The organism is bacterium, from assembly GCA_024224155.1.
Lineage (GTDB): Bacteria > Acidobacteriota > Thermoanaerobaculia > Multivoradales > JAHEKO01 > CALZIK01.
The window spans coordinates 1-680 of the sequence record JAAENP010000342.1 but is presented as its reverse complement, the minus strand read 5'-3'; the positions used below and the strand labels follow the sequence as shown (position 1 = coordinate 680).

Sequence of the window (680 nt, the reverse complement as noted above, 5' to 3'; positions counted from 1 at the left end):
TGGGTCAAGCTCTACCGTTCCGACGATCCGCGCAAGGGATCGCGAACCCGGATCAGCTTCGGCGGCAAGGAGTACTCGCTCCAACCGGTGACGTTGGCCAGAGGCTCGAAGGAGCGTGCCGAGTACTTCGCCGGCCAGCAGCCGAGCCAGGGCTTCGTCGACAAACCCTGGCTATGGTGGAACGAGGTCTCGAGAGACCTGCTCTCGCTCGACGACGGCCAGGTGGTCGCCGAGTACGTTACCGCCACCCTCAATGGCACGACCCGCGGAGTCACGCGCTATCTCCTGTCGAGCTCGGCGGAAGTCGACACGGCGGCCTGGGCCGGACTCATCTCACTGGCCAGCCTGCTGGCGGCAATCTACGCCGCAGCGCTCGTGATGGCGCTGTTCATGATCTTTACCCTGAGCCGAGCGGTCAACCGCCTGAGCGTGGCTACCGACGCCGTTCGGGCCGGCGATTTCTCGGCTCGGATACCGGTGCGACGCAACGACCAGGTCGGCGAGCTTCAGAAATCCTTCAACCAGATGGCCGAGAACCTGGAGCAGCTGGTCGCCACCGCGGCCCAGCAGGAGATTCTGGAGAAGGAGCTCAAAATCGCCCGGGACCTGCAGCAGAGCCTGTTGCCTTCCGAGCTGCCGCAATCCGACGCTCTCGAGTTCGCCACTCTGTTCGAACCGAG

At 64.4% G+C, this 680-nt stretch carries 1 protein-coding gene; it reads left to right on the top strand.

What is annotated here, in order from left to right; genetic code table 11:
* The coding region (locus tag GY769_17200; protein MCP4203656.1) for a HAMP domain-containing protein at positions 1–680 on the top strand (680 nt) is incomplete at both ends.